The sequence below is a fragment of the Epilithonimonas sp. 33E genome (assembly GCF_059372615.1).
Genome location: NZ_CM182009.1, coordinates 793,831 through 808,575 on the forward strand (window position 1 = coordinate 793,831; position 14,745 = coordinate 808,575).

Sequence of the window (14,745 nt, forward strand, 5' to 3'; positions counted from 1 at the left end):
CCAGATTGGGCTATGTGTAATTCACTGTTTCTATATAATTGTTATGATTATTAAACCAATCTTAGTTTTCTGAAAATTTTAACTAAACAAACATTTCATTTAACCTTTTGTTGAGATAATCGGAATGAAAAATTTCAGAAGTTTGCTCAAAATTAATTCAATGAAAAAACTCAACTTTCCTTTTTTTCTCTTTTTATTTTCAGCATTTCAGGCACAAGTGATTTCCGGAGCTATATTTTCCAAGGAAGAAAACAAGCCGATTCCTTATGTGAAAATTGGGGTTGAAAAAGATAATCTGGGAACAGTTTCTGATGAATCGGGAAAATTCTCTCTGGATTTGTCAAAAACCAATACTAATAAAAATGTCAGAATCGAAGTTTCGGGTTACGAACCTTTTTCTATGAATGTTGGGAATTTTATCAAACAAAATCCTCAACAGATTTTTCTTCAGGAGAAAGTTCAGACCATCAAAGAAGTTAAACTGACACCGAAAAAACTGGTGGATAAAAACTGGGGCGTAAATACCAAAAGCAAAAGTGTTACTTATAGTGTCAATCCGGAATTTGATAAAACCAATTTTCTGGGTGAAACGGCGATACAGTTCAATACCAAAAAAAGAGCAAAACTCAGAACTATTAATCTGAATGTAGCGCAATTTAATTCCAAAGAACCGGTAGTGATGCGCTATACAATTTACAATGATGAGAATGGTTTGCCAGGGAAAAGTCTTTTGGATGAAGAAATCACATTAGAACTAACTTCGGATAAAATAAAAGACGGCGTTTTTTCTTTGGATGTCAACAACCAGAATATTTGGGTGAAAGGAAAATTCTACGTCGGAATCCAGTTTCTGAAAGCTTTTGACGGTAATATAAGAATCAGCGCAGCTTTGTTTAAAACGGGTTATATAAGAGAGTTTTATCAGGATTGGCAGAAAATGTCTATCGCTGCACCAGCCATTAATATTGATGTGAAAGTTGATAAAAGTGCTGTGAACGAGAGTGCAGAAAAAGATGTTTTCGATAATGTTTCTGCTTCACTACAAGATTATACGCTATTTTTGGAAGAAGCCAGAAAATCAGGATTTGGTAAAAATACATTAACAGGAAGAGTTCTTCATTTGAAAGATGCTGATATCTATTATGAGATTTATGGAAAAGGAGAGCCGTTGTTTTTGCTTCACGGTAATGGCGGAAGCATTGACGCCTTCACAAAAGAGATTCCTGAGTTGTCAAAACATTTTCAGGTCATTGCAATGGACACAAGAGCGCAGGGAAAAAGTACAGATACATCAACAGAGCCTTTGACTTATAAAAAATTTGCGGAAGATGTGAAGGCTTTGGCTGACGAATTAAAATTGAAAAAAATCAATATTCTGGGTTGGAGCGATGGTGGTAACACAGCTATTGAATTTGCCATAAAATATCCAAAAATGACAAATAAAATCATAACAAGTGGTGCCAACGTTTTCCCTAATGGTGTCGGAGAGAAAATGGTGGAAGATATGAAGAATGATGTTGCCAGAATGAAAGCAGAACACAAGCCGGAAAGAGATATTCGCCTGGAGCAACTGATGATTGATGAACCTAAAATCACGAAAGAACAACTCAATAAGATAAGTGCGAAAGCGTTAATTGTCGCAGGAGAAAATGATTTGATTCTCCGATCTCACACTGAATATATCGCTAAGGAAATTCCCAATTCCAAAATGAAAATTTACAAAGGCGCATCTCACGGTGTTCCTGTGGAAAGGGCGGAAGAATTGTGCCAGGATGTGATTGATTTTATTAAGAAGTAAAAAATAGTAAATGCCAAAACACAATTTTTTTTAAATCCAACTCTTAATTCAAGTCACAAAGGGCTTAGCAATAAAACTTTGCGACTTTTTTATAATTTTAAAAGAGTGATTACAATTGCGTCTTTGATAAAACTAATCTAATCAATCGTCAGCATTTTCAAACTCCAAAGATTCCCATTGTAAATATCCAAATCGACTTTTGAATTGATGCCGTAAACAATGCCATTTTCTGAAAATTGCCAGAACTGCCATTCATCATCTGGCGAAGGTGTAGGAACATCATTATAATTCGCTAACCAAAGCGGATAATCATCAAATTCGCCTTTCAGGTAATCTTTATAGTAATGGTAATAAGTGTAGATAATCGGTTTTTCGCCGTAGGTATCTTCCATTATTTTTATCCAGACTTTGAGATCGGAAATCAATTGCTCTTTTGATTTTTTCCTTGGATCTTTTTCGATATCGAGAATTGGCGGAAGATCACCGGATTCTAATTTTGCAACAGAAAGGTAAGAATTAGCCTGCATCACGGGGTCTTCATCCGGGCGATAAAAATGATAAGCGCCACGAATCAATTGATGTTGTTTTGCCGTTTCCCAAAAATGATCAAAGTTTTTATCCAGTTTTCGGTTTCCCATACTTGCTCTCAGAACAACGAATTTTAAAGGAATTGTTCTGTTGCCGATGCTCAAGCTATCCCATTGGATATCTTCTTTTCTTTGATAGTGGGAAATATCAAAGCCAAAAGTCTGATTGGAATATAATCCAGTTATTTTTTCGATTCTAAGAGATTCTTTTTCCGGATTTGTAAGGTTTTTGTGCTCAAAATGCTTCCCAAAATAATAAGCGAAATAGTAATTGATTTTTTGTCTCAGATAAAATCCTGTCCCCAATAAAGAAATACAAAGTATTATCAGAAGAATCCAACGTTTCCTGAAAAACGTTTTTTTTCTTTTCCTGTGAATTTTCCTTTTAGAGGCAGGGTTTATTTTGGTCATAAGTTTTGCAAAAATATCGTTTTTACCTTTTGAATGGATAAAAGAAAAATTATTTTTAAAAATTAAAATATGAATGAATATTTTTGGCTCATTTTATGCTAATATTGTATGATCAATTTTAAAATTAAAAAACGATGAAAAAGAGATTATTATCATTAGCGGCAGTTGTATTGGTAGCTGTAGCAATGAACGCTCAAACTGTAAAACAGGAAGTTAAAAAAGATGCAAAAGCAGTTGGCAATGCAGTAGAGAAAGGTGCAAAAGCAACTGGTGAAGGTGTAAAAGATGCTGCAAAATGGACTGGTAAAACAGCTACTAAAGGCGCAAAAGCAACCAAAAAAGGTGTTAAGAACGCTGCAAAATGGACTGAAAAAACAGCCAAAAAAGGCGCTAATGCAGTAAGTGATACCTACAAAGATGTAAAAGACGATATCAAAAAGAAAGATTAGTTTTTAACTTCAATAATTTAAAACAACTTCCATTGGAGAAGTTGTTTTATTTTTTTTGTAACAAAACCTACGAAAGATTAACTAAGAAAAGTATTAGTTCATTGAATTAACTATCTTCGTATAATAAAATTTATAAATTAAAATGAAAAAATTGATTTTGACATTTGCTTTTTCTGTTGCGACAGTAGCAAATATATCTGCTCAAACAGCTAAGCAAGTGATTGATAACTATATTACGGCTCTTGGTGGAAAGCAAAAACTGGAGTCTGTAAAAACTCTTTCCATGAAAAATACCATTAGCGTAATGGGAATGCAAATGGATGGGAAGACGGTTAAAAAAGATAACAAATTCAAGTCCAGCCAAAGTATGATGGGACAAGAAATGGTTCAGGTTTTTGACGGTGAAAAAGGTTTTGCAAATCAAATGGGACAAAAGATTGATTTCCCCGCTGACCAGGTTGCAAAGCTGAAGGAATCAAAGTTGATGGACGCTCTTGGAATGAATCCTGACAAAATGAAAACCGTTGAAAAAAAGCAAATTGATGGTAAGGATTACATCGTTTTATCTTCTGATGACAGCAAATATTATTTTGATGCAAAAACCAATTTGCTTTACAAAACAGAAGGCGATAAAGGAACGATGACGATTAATAAATATGCGGATGTTAATGGAATCAAATTTGTAGAAGAAATGTCTATAGATGCAGCCGGGCAACATGTAGATGTTAAAAATTCCGATATCCAAATCAATCAGCCGGTTTCTGATGACGAATTTAAATAACGGTGTTTGAAAATAAAGTAAAAAGGATTCAAAATTTTGAATCCTTTTTTTGACATGATTAGAATATAATTATCTACGAATTATATTCTTTTTCCCATTCTTCCGCCGCTTCACAAAGTGTTTTGTAAAACTCTTCTCCGTATTTTCTGATAAGTGGCTCTTTCAGAAACTGATAAATTCTTACCTGAAGCTCTTTTCCTAAAGTGCAGGCGTCATTACATATATTCCATTCGTGGTAGTTTAGGGCTACGAAAGTTTTATATTCATTCACGCGGATTGGGTAAAGGTGACACGAGATCGGTTTCTTCCAGTCAATCACGCCGTCTTCATAAGCCTTTTCGATACCACATTTTGTCGTTCCTTTCTCATCGAAAATTACATAGGCACACTCGCTTCCGTTGACCAGGGTTGTGACATAACCGCCATCATAATTATCAATGACCCAGGTTCCTTGTTCTTCAATAGCTTTCACACCTTCAGGTCTTAAGTAAGATTTTATTTTAGGGAATATTTCATCTAAAATGGGAAGCTCATCTTTGTCCAGAGGAGCACCGGTGTCTCCGTCTACACAACAAGCACCTTTACATTTCGTAAGATTACAGACAAAGCTTTCTGCAAAAACATCTTCCGAAATTAATTTATCATCTATTTGAATCATACATCATTAATTTAAAATTTAAAAAATATAGCAATTTTAAAGAATGCAAGTGTAAAGACAATTATCCAAAGTCCCAATTCCTGCATCCAGTATTTTGGTAAAAAGCGTAACATCCTGCTGAGGATAATACTGACCGGCAAAGCTAGTAATAATAAATATTCGTAGTTGTTCCCCATATAAAAAATGATGGTGATAAGCTGGGCCAGGGAAAAAACCAGTACAAAGGTATATTTATATCTGCTGATAGGGCTTTTCTCATTGTAATGTTTGAAATGATCGGAAAGCGAGTATAAAAGCATCAATGCGATCGGAGTCAAGATATACAACGGAAAATAAGAATCCAATAATTCGAATTTCCCGTAGAAAGGTAAATATGTTTTATCCCAAGTTGTGTAATGGATGAGATACATCAACCCAAAATAACTCAGGACAATCAGGATTATACCAAAAAATAATCTGAAAATATTAAGACCTATTCTTCCGGAAGTTCCGATAATATGAAAAATTACAAAAACACCCATTGGCCAGCTTGGTGGAAAAACCAGATAATTAAAAGCCAGAATAGAACCAACAAGCATAAAGGAACTTTTTCTGAGATAATCGTTCTGGCTCGTAAGAATCAAGAGAATAATGGCACTGGTCAAAAAAGTAAATGCTAATCCAACTTCAATCGTTCCGTCATAAAATGAAGCCACAAAAATGGTATAAAGGAATAGTGGAAGATGCGAAAACTGATTGAGCGCAATAGCATTGAATAAAAAATATCCCAAACTGATTCCCATGAATGTAATTATCGCGGGAAATACATCTATATATTTGAAATCTAAAAGATTAAGTGATAAAAATATCAGAAATAAAAACCCGATGTACACGGGAACCGAAAAAATATTGCTTTCTTTAGAAAGTAATCGAAACATTTTTTATAAATTTGTGCAAAGTTAATTTAAAAAAAGAAAAAAGATGACATCTTTCTGGTTAGCCCTAAGCGCAGCTTTCAAATGGTCTTTCGGGTTTTTTGATTTTTCAGCAAACGTACTCAATTGGATATTATTTTTAGTCGCTACAGGATTTTTCTGTTATTGGTGCTATATTTTGGTAGTAACATTAGGTGCTCAGAAGGATAAAGATTATCATTCCCCAACAGAAGGGAAACATCCTTACTATGACCCAAAAATCTACAAAAACGAAGGTTAAATAAATTGATTATATTTATAAAAAACCCGTCTCGTTATTTTAACGAGACGGGTTCTTTTATTTTATTGAATGTTTGATTAATTCTCATCATGACAGGGAACAACTAAAACAGGGATTTTGGACTTCCTGGTAATTTCTTTAGTAAGGCTTCCAATAAAAACATCGTAAACGCCACTTCTGCCATGCGAACCAATGATAATATAATCCGCATTTTTTTCATCAGCGAATTCCAGAATCGTATCACCGGCAACTCCCTGCTTCAAAATATGTGTGCAATTTACTCCCTGTGAGATAACGCGTTGTTCCAGCTTATTTAGTTCTCGCAATTCATATTTGATTTCGTTTTCTTCCACTTCCGGGAAATACTGGAAGCCCATATCACCAATCACAAAACCTATATCAGAAGCAGCAACATGAATCAGAGCAATCTCAGCATTAATGTCTTTTGCAAATCCAACAGCATAATCTACCAATTTATCAGAGCTGTCAGAAAAATCTACGGGTAAGATAATTTTTTTCATAATCGAGATTTATAGTTATAAGAAAGCAAAAATTTAGCCATTATAAAGGTAAAAATAAAAAACTGATAACAATCAATTATCAGTTTAATATTAATGAATGAACATCTTATGATGTTTCTACTGTATTTTAAGAGCGAATAGCTTTTGACCTTCAAGAGAAGCTTCCAATAGGTCGTTTTCAGATACTTTGCCAACGCCTTTCGGTGTTCCTGTGAAAATCAAATCACCAACTCGCAATGTAAAATACTGTGAAGCGAATGCAATAATATCATCAAAGCTGAAAATCATGTCTTTTGTATTGCCGTTTTGGACTTGCTCGTTATTTTTAGTCAAAGAAAAATTCAGATTCTGTAAATCATAACTTTCCTTTGAAACAAAATCCGACAACACGGCCGAACCGTCAAAACCTTTTGCCAGTTCCCATGGAAGACCTTTACCTTTTAGTTTCGATTGTAGATCTCTGGCAGTAAAATCGATGCCAAGACCAATCTCGTCAAAGTGTTTTCCGGCGTTTTCTTTTTGGATGTATTTTCCGCCTTTCGAGATTTTCAAAACCACTTCCAGCTCGTAATGGATGTCATCAGAAAATTCCGGAATGTAAAAATCCGAGCCCTTTTTCAGAATAGCTGTATCGGGTTTCATAAAAATCACTGGATCTTCCGGAACTTCATTTCCCAATTCTTTGGCGTGTTCGCTGTAATTTCTTCCTATGCAGATTATTTTCATAATTAATTACTTTTTAAAAATAAAGTAGACAGCCAAAATCAAAAAGATAAAACCGATGAGGTGATTCATACGGAAACTTTCTTCCTTGAAAAAGACAATGGTAAAAACCGTAAAAACGGTTAGTGTAATCACTTCCTGCATGACTTTCAGCTGCCATAGATTGAATGGGCCTCCGTTTTCTTTGAAGCCGATTCGGTTGGCCGGAACCTGGAAACAATACTCGAAAAAAGCAATTCCCCAGCTTATAAAAATGATAGCAACCAATCCCAGATTATGAAACCAATCCATTTGTTTGAATTTCAAATGGCCATACCATGCTAATGTCATAAATACGTTGGAAATGACGAGTAGTGTTATTGTTAATACGATCTTGCTCATATTTTATAATTTTAAAATCTGGACTTCAACTGGATCTTCGTGAAAATTTTCTTTGTATAAAGCGGGAAATCGGCATTCTGAAGCCAACCATAGTAACCCAGGTCTTTTTGGAAAACTTCTTTTACAACATGGCCTTTATACTTTCCAAAAGCAAAAATCTCCTGATCTTTTTCATTGAAATGAATCATGCCTGCCAAGTCAGCAAATCTGTTCTGTGAGGAGAAATCGCTTAGTTCAGCAATTTCGTTCGGTACATCATCGTATTTTCCGACTTGTGCATCCAGAACTTCGAAAGTTGCCATTACATCCGCTTCTGCAGAGTGGGCATTCTCCAAAGTTTTATTACAATAGAACTGATAAGCTGCGCCAAGATTTCTCGGCTCTTTTTTGAAAAAGATTGTTTGCGCATCTACGAAACGATGTTTGCCAAGATCAAAATCGATATCAGCTCTCAGCATTTCTTCCGCCAAAACAGGAATATCAAACCTGTTGGAATTGAAACCTCCCAGATCCGAATCCTTAATCATTTCCATAATTTTCGGAGCAATATCTTTGAACGTTGGTGCTTCTGCAACATCTTCATCATAAATGCCGTGAATTGCGGAAGATTCTTTTGGGATTGGCATTTCAGGATTAACTTTCCAGGTTTTGCTTTCTCGGGAAGCATCCGGATTGACTTTTAAGATGCAGATTTCTACAATTCTGTCTTTTCCGATATTGGTTCCCGTAGTTTCCAAATCGAAAACACAAAGCGGTTTATAGAGTTTTAAATTCATTTTTATGGTGATGATTTTGAATGACAAATTAGATTACTCATATTTATCATTCATCATTTATATTTATTTAAGTTGTTTTTGAAATATGAGTGAAATCAAAATATAGTAGATAATCATTAACGGAATTCCAACCGTTTTGAAAATCAATAAAATCGAAATTCCGCCAATTAACAAAGCCAGTTTCGGATAATTATCTTTTAATTGTTTCGATTTGAATTTCATCGCAATCATTTTGATCGGAGAGACTAGAAGCCAGGAAGAAATTACCGTGAAAATCAATAAATAAATTTCGTTCTCAAAAAGAAAACTGAAATTGCCGGATTCTTTGTAAGCATAAAATAATCCGAAAATCAAAATGGTGTTACTTGGCGTATTCAAACCTTTGAAGTAATATTTTTGCTCTTCATCCAGATTGAAAATGGCCAGTCGCAGGCAAGAAAAAAGTGTAACCAAAAAACCGAGGTAATAATACCAGGGAAGATCTGTGTATTGATTTCCAACCAAAGCTATAAACATTGTAAAGCCTGGCAAAAATCCGAAACTCACCATATCCGCCAAAGAATCCAATTGTCCGCCAAGATTACTGCTGGAATTCATTGCTCTTGCAATAAAACCGTCAAAGAAATCAAGAATCAAGGAAATGATAATACAAATCGCGGTTGTATGATAATCGCCTGAAAATAAATGAACGATCCCAACACATCCGGAAAAAAGATTCCCTAAAGTAAATGCATTCGCTAGGTTGTTTTTTATGAAATTCATACCGCAAAAATAAGTTTTTTTGTTGGAAGCCTGAAGTTAGAATCCGAAGTTTTGGAACCTCTGAGAAAAATTTGATTCTTCTGACTTCTGACTTCCAACTTTTAGTAATTTTGTAAAATGAAGAATTTGAGATGGCAAGAATTACTTGCGCTTGTTTACAGACTTTTTTTAGTTTTTTTCTTTTACCAGATCGCAAGATTATTGTTCTGGATTTTCAATAAGGATCTTATAAAGGTTGACGGAATATCAGAGTATTTTAGACTATCCTATTATGGAACTGCTTTTGACACAACTGCCATTTTGTACGTCAATTCGGTCTTCATCTTATTAAGTATCATTCCAATAGTTATAAATACAAAAAAGAGTTATCAAAAATTTCTGTTCTACTGGTATTTTATCACAAATGGGCTAACCTATGCATTCAATTTCGGCGATATTGTTTATTATAGATTTAGTCAGGCAAGATTAACTTCTGCTGCGATTGAAGTTGGAAAAAATGAGGATAATCTTGGAAGAGTTTTCTGGAACTCGGTATTACAACATCCATTTGTTTTTATTTGGTTTACGGTTATTATAGTGGTTTGGATTTTTCTTTACAGAAAAGTTAAAGTAAGAGAAGAAAAACCGAACAATTTAATCGCTTATTTTGCTTATTCAATTGTTGTTTTGTGCATCACTGCGACGTTAGTCGTTGGCGGAATCAGAGGTGATTTTAAGCATTCCACGAGACCGATTAACTTGGTTGATGCCAATAAGCATGTCAATAATCCGTTGCAGGCAAACCTGGTTCTCAATAGTGTTTTTTCATTTTTCAGGACCTTTAATACCAACAATTTTAAATTGGTTCATTTTGTTGATGAGAAATTTATTGAGCAAGAAATCAAGCCATATAAATTGTATGAGCGGGAAGTTGAACCAAAACCGAATATTGTCATTTTCATTGTAGAAAGTTTTGCGAAGGAATATTCCGGGGCTTTCAACAGGAATACTACTATCAAAAATTTTGTTTCCTACACGCCATTTTTGGATAGTTTAGCTAATAATAGTTTAATTTTCACTAATGCTTTTGCTAATGGAAGGCAATCAATACATGGGATGAGCTCAGTTCTGGCGGGGATTCCAAGCTTGACTGATGCGTTTACAAGTTCTCCATATTCTAACCAAAAAATTCAGTCAATCGTTTCTGTATGCAATGATATGGGCTATGATACGAGTTTTTATCACGGTGCTCCAAATGGATCTATGGGCTTCCAGGGATTTGGAAATATTTTGGGATTCAAGCATTATTTTGGAAAAAACGAATATAATAATGATCAGGATTTTGATGGTATTTGGGCTATTTGGGATGAACCGTTTTTTCAGTATTTTGCAAAGAGTATAGGTAAAAAACAGCCTTTTATGTCAACTTTGTTTTCTGCTTCTTCTCATGATCCGTTTAAAGTTCCGGAAAAGTATCAGAACAAATTCAAATCGGGTCCGTTACAGATTCACATTCCGATCCAGTATACAGATTATTCTCTGAAAAAATTCTTTGAAACTGCAAGTAAACAACCTTGGTATCAAAACACGATTTTTGTCATAACAGCAGATCATACCAATCAAATTTATTACCCGGAATATCAAAAAGCAATGAATCGATTTGCAATTCCACTGTTGTTTTTCTCTCCCAATCCCAAATATAATCTTAAAGGTGTTGATAACAGATTTGCACAACAGATTGATATATATCCAACTTTAGCAGACCTGACAGGTTACAACAAAAAAATCAGAAGTTGGGGAAGAAGTTTGGTTTCGGATAAGAATGAGGATTATATGATTGTCAATTCGGATGCTATCAATGAACAGATGATTATCGGTAATTATATTTATATCTTTAATGGTAAAGAAGTAACGGGTATTTATGACAAATCAGATCTGGCGTTGTCAAAAAATATTTTGTCAAAGAACCTAAATTCTGAGCAAAAATCAGGTGTTGAAAAAGTCAAAGCGTGGTATCAGGACTATATGGATCGTGTGATCAATAGAAAACTGAGATAAAATAAGGTGTTTAAGATAAGAAAAACACGGTATAACCTGTTATTTATGCTTTGGATAGCAAAAAGTATTGTTTGTTTAAAAAAAAATGATATTTTTAACAATGTTAATTTAACGTTAACAGAGAAAGCCTATCCAAACAAAAACAATTAAAAAATAGAAGACAATGAACAAATTAATCTTAGCATTTGCCTTATTCATCAGTGTTTTATCATTTGCTCAAATCGAAGGAAAATGGAAAACGATTGACGACGAAACCGGAAAAGCGAAATCTATCGTTGAGATCTTTAAAAAATCTGATGGTAAATATTATGGAAAGATATCTCAGTTATTGATAAAACCCGAACATGCTAACTGCGTAGCTTGCAAGGACGACCGTAAAAACAAGCCGCTTTTGGGAATGGAAATTATCCGTGACCTTAAAAAAGATGGTAACGAGTTTACAGGAGGTACAATTACAGATCCTAAAAATGGAAAATCTTATAAATGTACAATCACAAAAGATGGTGATAAACTGAATGTGAGAGGCTATATGGGAATTTCTTTAATCGGAAGAACCCAAACCTGGCTCAAGGCTGACTAGATGAAATTATGATAAATCACAGGCTCCCGTTTGGGAGCTTTTTTTGTTATGCTGATAATAAAAAAATTAATACTTTTGTATTTCGAAATTTTAAATAATACATTTTCAAAATCAATTATCAGATGTAACATCCGATGTTCCACTTGGTAATTAAATTAGTAAACATTATCAAATGAAAGAATATACATTTCGTGAAGTAATTGCTCAGGCCATGAGCGAAGAAATGCGTAAAGACGAATCCATATTTCTTGTAGGAGAAGAAGTTGCGGAATATAACGGAGCTTACAAAGCTTCAAAAGGAATGCTGGATGAATTTGGTGCAAAAAGAATCATTGATGCGCCAATTGCCGAACTTGGATTTACAGGTATCGCTGTAGGAGCTGCAATGAATGGGAATCGTCCGATTGTAGAATTTATGACTTTCAACTTCTCAATGGTTGCTATCGATCAGATTATCAACAACGCTGCTAAGATCTATCAGATGAGTGGCGGGCAATGGAACTGCCCAATCGTATTCCGTGGACCGACAGCTTCTGCGGGTCAGTTGGGAGCAACACACTCTCAGGCTTTCGAAAGCTGGTATGCCAATTGTCCGGGACTTAAGGTTGTTGTACCTTCAAATCCTTACGATGCGAAAGGATTGTTGAAGACAGCAATCCAGGACAACGATCCGGTAATTTTCATGGAGTCTGAGCAGATGTATGGTGACAAAATGGAAATTCCTGAAGAAGAATATTACATCCCAATCGGAAAAGCTGATATCAAAAAAGAAGGTAAAGATGTAACTCTGGTTTCTTTCGGTAAGATTATGAAGCTGGCTTTGCAAGCTGCCGCTGATCTAGAAAAAGAAGGGATTTCTGTTGAGGTGATCGACCTTAGAACCGTTCGTCCTTTGGATTACGACACAGTATTGGAGTCAGTAAAGAAAACCAACAGGCTGGTAATTTTGGAAGAAGCTTGGCCGTTCGCTTCAGTCGCTTCGGAGATTACTTATATGGTTCAGCAAAAAGCATTCGATTATTTGGATGCACCAATCAAGAGAATCACTACGCCGGATGCATCGGCACCTTATTCTGCAGCATTGTTCGCAGAATGGTTCCCGAAGCTGGAAAAAGTGAAAGAAGAGATCAAAAAGGCAATGTACGTCAAAGCATAATAACTAAGCTCCCGAATTGTTCGGGAGTTTTTTTATTTGGAGCAATTCCCGCTATCCACTATATCTTTTTCTTTTTTTGCAAAAAAAGAAAAAGGATGCCGTTCCTATCGGGGCTAGGGATTTTGTCATCCAAACAAAATTCTATATAAAAATAGAATCTTGCTATTCTTTAGAAATTTCGATAGGGATACAAACTTACTTTAATTATGTCTTTGCTGAACGTAAGCACCTTTGCGAACCTTAAAACATTTTTAATAATATCAAAATCTAGCAAGCTTTGTGTTCAAATTATATCCAAGATAAATTTTCAAAATAAAGCCATAAAAATTTGTAGGTTAATAAATTATTCCTATTTTTGCACCTCAAAATGAGATGTAAAATATGTTAATAATTCCAGTAAAAGACGGAGAGTCTATCGACAGAGCTTTAAAAAAGTACAAAAGAAAATTTGATAAAACTAGAGTTGTAAAAGAACTTAGATCTAGACAGCAATTTATCAAGCCTTCAGTAACTTTGAGACAAGCTAAACTTAAAGCAGCTCACAAACAAAGAAACCTGAGCAAAGAAGAACAAGCTTAAGGTTCTTTTTAGCAAAACATAATAAAAATCACTTCCGAATTTCTATATTTGGAAGTGATTTTGCATTTATATATCTATGGTAGAAAGATTCTTGGAGTATATCGAAGTGGAGAAAAGATATTCACCACACACATTGACCAACTACAAAAAAGATTTGTCAGATTTTTCGGCCTTTGTTCTCAGGACGGAAGCTTTGGAGGATATTGTTCATGTTCATAAAAAAGTGATCAAAAACTTTATAGTGGAATTGAGTAGTTCTGGCTTGAGTAAAAGAAGCATTAACAGGAAGTTGTCATCACTTCGCAGTTTCTATGCTTTTATGCTTCGGCTGGAAGAGATTAAGGTTTCTCCTATGGAAACCATCGATTCTTTAAAATTCTATGCTGAAAAACGAATCCCTTTTTCAAAGGAGGAGATGGAGCTGATGAAGACAGAAGTGGAGGAGAAAGGTAAAATGACGCTTCTTGATAAATTAATCATCGAGACATTATATCAAACCGGAATCAGAAAATCTGAGTTATGTAACCTTTTATTGAACCATGTGGACTTCTCCAAGAAAGAAATCTTAGTTATAGGTAAGGGGAACAAAGCCAGAGTAATTCCAATTTCGGATGAATTGGTTTCAGATTTTCAAACATATCTTAATATAAGAGCGGCTAATGCAGAAAACGAACATTATTTTTTCGTTAATAAGAATGGAAAAAAACTGGGTGAAAAGTTTGTTTATCTGGTCGTTAATAAGTACTTTAGTGTAGTGACTTCGAAGCAAAAAAGAAGTCCTCATATTTTAAGACATACTTTTGCAACCCACGTTCTGAACGAGGGTGCAGAGATTTCTAAAGTTCAGAAAATAATGGGACATTCCAGCTTGGCAAGTACACAGGTCTATACGAGCGCAAATATAGAGAAGTTGAAAGAAGCTTATAGAAATGCACATCCAAGAGAAAAAGAAAACTGATAAAACAAATTATATGAAATGATTTTTACATTTTTTTCATTGTTTAACCATTAAAATCAGACATTATGAAGATTACAATTCAGACTGCAGGTGTTACGCCGCACGAACCATTGAAAGAGAGAATTGAAAAAAAATTAAGTAAACTAGAGACGTTTTATGACAAAATTGTTGAGTCTGCGGTATATCTGAAAGTTGAAAACACATCAGAGAAACAAAATAAAACAATAGAGCTGGTTGTGAAGATACCCGGCAATGATATCGTAGTGAAGAAGACTTGCGCCAGTTTTGAAGAAAGTTTAGACGAATGTGTTGAAACGGCTAAGAAACTGTTAATCAAGAAAAAAGAATTGGCTTAAAAAAATAATTAAATTTTTTTCTAAAAATATTTGTAGAT

18 protein-coding genes are annotated in these 14,745 nt (G+C 34.6%); 10 read left to right on the forward strand and 8 right to left on the reverse strand.

The window, feature by feature from the left end:
• Positions 1-160: 160 nt before the first annotated feature.
• Complete coding sequence (locus AC5P2S_RS03785; RefSeq protein ID WP_494556279.1) at positions 161-1,798, forward strand: alpha/beta fold hydrolase; 1,638 nt, start codon at positions 161-163, stop codon at positions 1,796-1,798.
• A gap of 137 nt (positions 1,799-1,935) precedes the next feature.
• Here the strand turns inward: AC5P2S_RS03785 and AC5P2S_RS03790 are convergent, their stop codons facing one another.
• Positions 1,936-2,796, reverse strand: a complete 861-nt coding sequence (locus AC5P2S_RS03790) for a GH25 family lysozyme (protein ID WP_494556280.1) — start codon at positions 2,794-2,796, stop codon at positions 1,936-1,938.
• 134 nt (positions 2,797-2,930) lie between these two features.
• Here AC5P2S_RS03790 and AC5P2S_RS03795 point away from each other — a divergent pair, with 134 nt between their 5' ends.
• Positions 2,931-3,245, forward strand: coding sequence for a hypothetical protein (locus tag AC5P2S_RS03795; protein WP_494556281.1), 315 nt, complete (start codon positions 2,931-2,933; stop codon positions 3,243-3,245).
• Between the two features lie 142 nt (positions 3,246-3,387).
• Positions 3,388-4,026, forward strand: coding sequence for a hypothetical protein (locus AC5P2S_RS03800; RefSeq protein ID WP_494556282.1), 639 nt, complete (start codon positions 3,388-3,390; stop codon positions 4,024-4,026).
• Positions 4,027-4,099: 73 nt separating this feature from the next.
• On the opposite strand, the gene AC5P2S_RS03805 is transcribed toward AC5P2S_RS03800, so the two are convergent.
• A complete protein-coding gene (locus tag AC5P2S_RS03805) occupies positions 4,100-4,684 on the reverse strand; it encodes a DUF3109 family protein (RefSeq protein WP_494556283.1) in 585 nt (194 codons plus the stop codon).
• Positions 4,685-4,695: 11 nt separating this feature from the next.
• Positions 4,696-5,601, reverse strand: coding sequence for a DUF6427 family protein (locus AC5P2S_RS03810; RefSeq protein ID WP_494556284.1), 906 nt, complete (start codon positions 5,599-5,601; stop codon positions 4,696-4,698).
• A 43-nt stretch (positions 5,602-5,644) separates the two neighbouring features.
• Here AC5P2S_RS03810 and AC5P2S_RS03815 point away from each other — a divergent pair, with 43 nt between their 5' ends.
• Positions 5,645-5,878, forward strand: a complete 234-nt coding sequence (locus AC5P2S_RS03815; RefSeq protein WP_283416437.1) for a DUF6341 family protein — start codon at positions 5,645-5,647, stop codon at positions 5,876-5,878.
• 77 nt (positions 5,879-5,955) lie between these two features.
• Here AC5P2S_RS03815 and AC5P2S_RS03820 read toward each other — a convergent pair whose 3' ends face one another.
• The 5 genes from AC5P2S_RS03820 to AC5P2S_RS03840 all read right to left on the reverse strand — a co-directional run bounded on the left by AC5P2S_RS03820 (position 5,956) and on the right by AC5P2S_RS03840 (position 9,041).
• On the reverse strand, positions 5,956-6,399 hold the full coding sequence (locus AC5P2S_RS03820) for a universal stress protein (protein WP_283416438.1): 444 nt from the start codon (positions 6,397-6,399) through the stop codon (positions 5,956-5,958).
• Between the two features lie 117 nt (positions 6,400-6,516).
• The gene (locus AC5P2S_RS03825; protein ID WP_494556285.1) at positions 6,517-7,125 is read right to left on the reverse strand and encodes a fumarylacetoacetate hydrolase family protein; all 609 of its coding nucleotides are present in this window, start codon (positions 7,123-7,125) and stop codon (positions 6,517-6,519) included.
• A gap of 6 nt (positions 7,126-7,131) precedes the next feature.
• On the reverse strand, positions 7,132-7,503 hold the full coding sequence (locus tag AC5P2S_RS03830) for a DMT family protein (RefSeq protein ID WP_283416440.1): 372 nt from the start codon (positions 7,501-7,503) through the stop codon (positions 7,132-7,134).
• A gap of 11 nt (positions 7,504-7,514) precedes the next feature.
• Entirely contained in the window at positions 7,515-8,279 is a 765-nt protein-coding gene (locus AC5P2S_RS03835; protein ID WP_494556286.1) for an exonuclease domain-containing protein, read from the reverse strand.
• Positions 8,280-8,342: 63 nt separating this feature from the next.
• Positions 8,343-9,041, reverse strand: a complete 699-nt coding sequence (locus AC5P2S_RS03840) for a CDP-alcohol phosphatidyltransferase family protein (RefSeq protein WP_494556287.1) — start codon at positions 9,039-9,041, stop codon at positions 8,343-8,345.
• A 117-nt stretch (positions 9,042-9,158) separates the two neighbouring features.
• On the opposite strand from AC5P2S_RS03840, the gene AC5P2S_RS03845 reads away from it, so the two are divergent.
• From AC5P2S_RS03845 to hpf, 6 genes are all read left to right on the forward strand, one after another.
• Positions 9,159-11,078, forward strand: coding sequence for an LTA synthase family protein (locus AC5P2S_RS03845; protein ID WP_494556288.1), 1,920 nt, complete (start codon positions 9,159-9,161; stop codon positions 11,076-11,078).
• Between the two features lie 163 nt (positions 11,079-11,241).
• Positions 11,242-11,658 carry a DUF2147 domain-containing protein gene (locus AC5P2S_RS03850; protein WP_494556289.1) on the forward strand — a complete coding sequence of 139 codons (417 nt, stop codon included), beginning with the start codon at positions 11,242-11,244 and terminating at the stop codon, positions 11,656-11,658.
• Between the two features lie 172 nt (positions 11,659-11,830).
• Entirely contained in the window at positions 11,831-12,814 is a 984-nt protein-coding gene (locus AC5P2S_RS03855) for a pyruvate dehydrogenase complex E1 component subunit beta (RefSeq protein WP_494556290.1), read from the forward strand.
• Between the two features lie 381 nt (positions 12,815-13,195).
• Positions 13,196-13,393, forward strand: coding sequence for a 30S ribosomal protein S21 (rpsU, locus tag AC5P2S_RS03860; RefSeq protein WP_120213418.1), 198 nt, complete (start codon positions 13,196-13,198; stop codon positions 13,391-13,393).
• Positions 13,394-13,469: 76 nt separating this feature from the next.
• On the forward strand, positions 13,470-14,351 hold the full coding sequence (locus AC5P2S_RS03865) for a phage lytic cycle repressor MrpR family protein (RefSeq protein WP_494556291.1): 882 nt from the start codon (positions 13,470-13,472) through the stop codon (positions 14,349-14,351).
• A gap of 65 nt (positions 14,352-14,416) precedes the next feature.
• Positions 14,417-14,707 carry a ribosome hibernation-promoting factor, HPF/YfiA family gene (hpf, locus tag AC5P2S_RS03870; RefSeq protein WP_283416447.1) on the forward strand — a complete coding sequence of 97 codons (291 nt, stop codon included), beginning with the start codon at positions 14,417-14,419 and terminating at the stop codon, positions 14,705-14,707.
• Positions 14,708-14,745: the final 38 nt, after the last annotated feature.

Coding starts and splice junctions, on each gene's coding strand:
- AC5P2S_RS03855 (WP_494556290.1), top strand. CDS start 11,831: ATGAAAGAATATACATTTCGTGAAGTAATTGCTCAGGCCATGAGCGAA.
- AC5P2S_RS03795 (WP_494556281.1), top strand. CDS start 2,931: ATGAAAAAGAGATTATTATCATTAGCGGCAGTTGTATTGGTAGCTGTA.
- AC5P2S_RS03840 (WP_494556287.1), bottom strand. CDS start 9,041: ATGAATTTCATAAAAAACAACCTAGCGAATGCATTTACTTTAGGGAAT.
- AC5P2S_RS03865 (WP_494556291.1), top strand. CDS start 13,470: ATGGTAGAAAGATTCTTGGAGTATATCGAAGTGGAGAAAAGATATTCA.
- AC5P2S_RS03820 (WP_283416438.1), bottom strand. CDS start 6,399: ATGAAAAAAATTATCTTACCCGTAGATTTTTCTGACAGCTCTGATAAA.
- AC5P2S_RS03810 (WP_494556284.1), bottom strand. CDS start 5,601: ATGTTTCGATTACTTTCTAAAGAAAGCAATATTTTTTCGGTTCCCGTG.
- AC5P2S_RS03805 (WP_494556283.1), bottom strand. CDS start 4,684: ATGATTCAAATAGATGATAAATTAATTTCGGAAGATGTTTTTGCAGAA.
- AC5P2S_RS03830 (WP_283416440.1), bottom strand. CDS start 7,503: ATGAGCAAGATCGTATTAACAATAACACTACTCGTCATTTCCAACGTA.
- rpsU (WP_120213418.1), top strand. CDS start 13,196: ATGTTAATAATTCCAGTAAAAGACGGAGAGTCTATCGACAGAGCTTTA.
- AC5P2S_RS03825 (WP_494556285.1), bottom strand. CDS start 7,125: ATGAAAATAATCTGCATAGGAAGAAATTACAGCGAACACGCCAAAGAA.
- hpf (WP_283416447.1), top strand. CDS start 14,417: ATGAAGATTACAATTCAGACTGCAGGTGTTACGCCGCACGAACCATTG.
- AC5P2S_RS03785 (WP_494556279.1), top strand. CDS start 161: ATGAAAAAACTCAACTTTCCTTTTTTTCTCTTTTTATTTTCAGCATTT.
- AC5P2S_RS03790 (WP_494556280.1), bottom strand. CDS start 2,796: ATGACCAAAATAAACCCTGCCTCTAAAAGGAAAATTCACAGGAAAAGA.
- AC5P2S_RS03850 (WP_494556289.1), top strand. CDS start 11,242: ATGAACAAATTAATCTTAGCATTTGCCTTATTCATCAGTGTTTTATCA.
- AC5P2S_RS03800 (WP_494556282.1), top strand. CDS start 3,388: ATGAAAAAATTGATTTTGACATTTGCTTTTTCTGTTGCGACAGTAGCA.
- AC5P2S_RS03845 (WP_494556288.1), top strand. CDS start 9,159: ATGAAGAATTTGAGATGGCAAGAATTACTTGCGCTTGTTTACAGACTT.
- AC5P2S_RS03835 (WP_494556286.1), bottom strand. CDS start 8,279: ATGAATTTAAAACTCTATAAACCGCTTTGTGTTTTCGATTTGGAAACT.
- AC5P2S_RS03815 (WP_283416437.1), top strand. CDS start 5,645: ATGACATCTTTCTGGTTAGCCCTAAGCGCAGCTTTCAAATGGTCTTTC.